5 protein-coding genes are annotated in these 3,393 nt (G+C 69.7%); all 5 read left to right on the forward strand.

From position 1 onward, the window contains the following. Positions 1 to 51: 51 nt before the first annotated feature. Complete coding sequence (locus tag P409_RS29885) at positions 52 to 642, forward strand: 5-formyltetrahydrofolate cyclo-ligase (RefSeq protein ID WP_034846995.1); 591 nt, start codon at positions 52 to 54, stop codon at positions 640 to 642. A 12-nt stretch (positions 643 to 654) separates the two neighbouring features. Beyond that, entirely contained in the window at positions 655 to 1,494 is an 840-nt protein-coding gene (locus tag P409_RS29890) for a TIGR00282 family metallophosphoesterase (RefSeq protein WP_034846997.1), read from the forward strand. Positions 1,495 to 1,710: 216 nt separating this feature from the next. Continuing rightward, positions 1,711 to 2,460 carry a YebC/PmpR family DNA-binding transcriptional regulator gene (locus tag P409_RS29895; RefSeq protein ID WP_034846999.1) on the forward strand — a complete coding sequence of 250 codons (750 nt, stop codon included), beginning with the start codon at positions 1,711 to 1,713 and terminating at the stop codon, positions 2,458 to 2,460. 56 nt (positions 2,461 to 2,516) lie between these two features. Then, positions 2,517 to 3,026: a crossover junction endodeoxyribonuclease RuvC gene (ruvC, locus tag P409_RS29900; protein WP_034847001.1), complete on the forward strand. Its 510-nt coding sequence runs from the start codon at positions 2,517 to 2,519 to the stop codon at positions 3,024 to 3,026. Beyond that, positions 3,023 to 3,393 (forward strand): Holliday junction branch migration protein RuvA (gene ruvA, locus P409_RS29905; RefSeq protein WP_034847003.1); only part of this gene is annotated, 371 nt, incomplete at its 3' end. The genes ruvC and ruvA, both read left to right, overlap by 4 nt.

The following is a 3,393-nucleotide window of genomic DNA, read 5'->3' on the forward strand; positions in this document are numbered from 1 at the left end:
TGACCACCGGCCGATGCGGCTCCGCTACCACCTCTTTCTTCCCCAGCCGCAATGCCTGACGGGACCGAGCTGCGCGACGCCAAGAAGGCGTTCCGGGCTGCGGCGCGGGAGCGCCGTGCCGCCTATCACGCCGCGCACGGCGCCGGGGCGGGCGAGCGGCTGCGCGACAACGTGCTGCGGGCGATCCCGCTGCCGCCCGGCGGGGTGGTCAGCGGCTACCTGCCGATCGACGACGAGCTCGATCCGCTGCCGCTCCTGCGCGCCGCGATCGACCGCGGCCATGCCGCCTGCGTGCCGGTGGTGCAGGGCAGGGGCCAGCCACTGGTGTTCCGCGACTGGACGCCCGAGGCGCCGCTGGTCGATGGCGTGTTCGGCGTGTCGGTGCCGGCACCCTCGGTGCCGGAGCGGGTGCCGGATCTTCTGTTCGTGCCGCTGCTCGGCTTCGACCGCAAGGGCTTCCGCATGGGCTACGGCGCCGGCTTCTACGACCGCACCCTGGCCGGGCTGCGGGCGCGGAAGACCGTGCTGGCGGTCGGCATCGGCTATGCCGGGCAGGAGGTCACGGCGGTGCCGGTCGGCCTGCACGACGAGGCCCTGGATTGGATCGTGACGGATCGCGAGGCGATCCGCATTGGTGTGTGAGACGGATTTCGGATGCGCATTCTGTTCCTGGGTGATGTCGTCGGCCGTGCCGCCCGCGTGGCGGTGATGGAGCAGGTGCCGCGGCTGCGCCAGCGCCTCGACCTCGACTTCGTGGTGGTCAATGGCGAGAACTCGGCCGGCGGCTTCGGCATCACCCCGAAGATCGCCGAGGAGTTCTACGAGTCGGGCGTCGATTGCCTGACCACCGGCAACCATGTCTGGGACCAGCGTGAGCTGCTGGGCACCATCGACCGCGACTCGCGGATGGTGCGCCCGGCCAATTTCCCGGCCGGCACGCCGGGGCGCGGGGCCACCCTGCTGCAGGCTCGCGGCGGCCGCCAAGTGCTGGTGGTCAACATCATGGCGCGGCTGTTCATGGACGCGCTGGACGATCCCTTCGCCGCGGTCGACCGGCTGCTGGCCGACATGGCAATGCCGGGCGTGGTCGATGCCATCATCGTCGACTTCCACGGCGAGGCGTCGAGCGAGAAGATGGCCATGGGCCATCACCTGGACGGAAGGGTGACGCTGGTGGTCGGCACCCACACCCACATTCCGACCGCGGACCTGCACATCCTGCGCGGCGGCACCGCCTACCAGACCGACGCCGGCATGTGCGGCGACTATGACAGCGTCATCGGCATGGTGAAGGAGCCGGCGGTCGCCCGTTTCATCCGCAAGATGCCGACCGAGCGGCTGACGCCGGCGGAGGGCCAGCCGACGATCTGCGGCCTGGTGCTGGAGACCGACGAGACCACGGGACTCGCCCGCAAGGTCGAGCCGCTGCGGATCGGCGGCCGGTTGGCGCCGGCCTGGCCGAGCGGCTTCGGCCCAGCCGAGCCCACTGGCTGAGCCATTCATCTGATTTCTTTGAAATTGCGCCTATCTGATTGCTGGGAAACGGAATATCCGTGCCTGGAAATATTCGTGCCCCTTCCCTCCGGGCCACAGAACCGCCATAATCTGGGCCTAACGCGGCGCCAGTGAGCGTGCGGTGGCGCTTGCCGTCGCCCGTCCGGCCGCATATCTCTCGCGCCGCGAACTCTCCAAGTCAGTCAGGCACTGCCCATGGCCGGTCATTCACAGTTCAAGAACATCATGCACCGCAAAGGCGCGCAGGACGCCAAGCGGGCCAAGATCTTCACCAAGCTCCAGCGCGAGATCACCGTTTCCGCCAAGCTCGGCCTGCCCGACCCGGCGATGAACCCGCGCCTGCGCGCCGCCATCCAGGCCGCGCGCAAGGAGAACATGCCGAAGGACAACATCGACCGGGCGATCAAGCGCGCCACCGGTGACGGCAACGACAGCGACTATGTCGAGATCCGCTACGAGGGCTACGGCCCGGCTGGCATCGCCGTGATCGTCGAGGCGTTGACCGACAACCGCAACCGCACCGCGGCGGATGTCCGTTCGATCTTCGCCAAGCATGGCGGGTCGCTGGGCGAGACCAACTCGGTCAGCTTCATGTTCAACCGGGTCGGCGAGCTGGTGTTCCCGATCAAGGCGGCCAGCGCCGATGCCATGTTCGAGGCGGCGCTGGAGGCCGGCGCCGACGACGTGCAGAGCGATGACGAGACCCACACCGTGACCACCACGGTCGAGGGCTTCGCCGCCGTGCGCGATGCGCTGGAGGAGAAGTTCGGCGCGCCGGATTCCTCGGGCTTGGTCTGGCGGCCGCTGAACAGCGTGGCGCTGAACGAGGAGCAGGCGGCGTCACTGCTGAAGCTGCTCGACACGCTCGAGGACAGCGACGACGTGCAGCGGGTCTCGGCCAATTTCGAGATCCCCGACGACGTCATGGCGCGGCTCACGGCCTGAGCCGGCGGAGGGGATATGGAGCGCGGGATGGCGAAGACAGGGGGGATGGGGCGCCGATGAGGATCCTCGGCCTCGACCCCGGGCTGCGCCACACCGGCTGGGGCGTCCTGGATGTCGACGGCAACCGGTTGCGCTACATCGCCGACGGCAGCGTCGATTCCGACGACAAGGCCGACCTCGCCATCCGCCTGGTGCAGCTGCATGACGGGCTGGCCGCGGTGCTGCGGGAATGGGCGCCGGACGAGGCGGCGGTCGAGGAGACCTTCGTCAACAAGAACCCGACCTCGACCCTGAAGCTGGGCCTGGCCCGCGGCGTTGTGCTGCTGGTGCCGGCCCTGGCCGGGCTGCGGGTCGCGGAATACGGCGCCAACCACATCAAGAAGTCGGTGGTCGGCGCCGGCCATGCCGACAAGACCCAGGTGCAGCATATGGTGCGCATGCTGCTGCCCGGCACCACCTTCCGGACCCCGGACGCGGCCGATGCGCTGGCCGTGGCGATCTGCCATGCCCATCACCGCCAGACTGAGGCCAGCATCGCCGGCATCCGGCTGCAGGTGGCGCGATGATCGCCCGGCTGCGCGGCCTGCTGGACAGCGCCGGGGCCGACCATGCGGTGATCGACTGCAGCGGCGTCGGCTATCTGGTGTTCTGCTCGCGCCGCACCCTCGGCCTGCTCGGCGGCCCGCGCGAGGCGGTGGCGCTGCATGTCGAGACCCATGTGCGCGAGGACCACATCCATCTCTACGGCTTCGCCGACACGACGGAGCGCGACTGGTTCCGCCTGCTGACCACGGTGCAGGGGGTGGGCGCCAAGGTGGCGCTGGCCATCCTGTCGGTGCTGTCGCCGGACCAGGTGGCCACCGCCGTCGCCGCCGGCGACAAGGCGATGCTGGCCCGGGCCGAGGGCGTCGGGCCGAAGCTGGCCGGCCGCAT

It is taken from the genome of Inquilinus limosus MP06 (genome assembly GCF_000767795.1).
GTDB classification, from domain to species: Bacteria; Pseudomonadota; Alphaproteobacteria; order DSM-16000; family Inquilinaceae; genus Inquilinus; species Inquilinus limosus_E.

Coding starts and splice junctions, on each gene's coding strand:
- P409_RS29885 (WP_034846995.1), top strand. CDS start 52: ATGCCTGACGGGACCGAGCTGCGCGACGCCAAGAAGGCGTTCCGGGCT.
- P409_RS29890 (WP_034846997.1), top strand. CDS start 655: ATGCGCATTCTGTTCCTGGGTGATGTCGTCGGCCGTGCCGCCCGCGTG.
- P409_RS29895 (WP_034846999.1), top strand. CDS start 1,711: ATGGCCGGTCATTCACAGTTCAAGAACATCATGCACCGCAAAGGCGCG.
- ruvC (WP_034847001.1), top strand. CDS start 2,517: ATGAGGATCCTCGGCCTCGACCCCGGGCTGCGCCACACCGGCTGGGGC.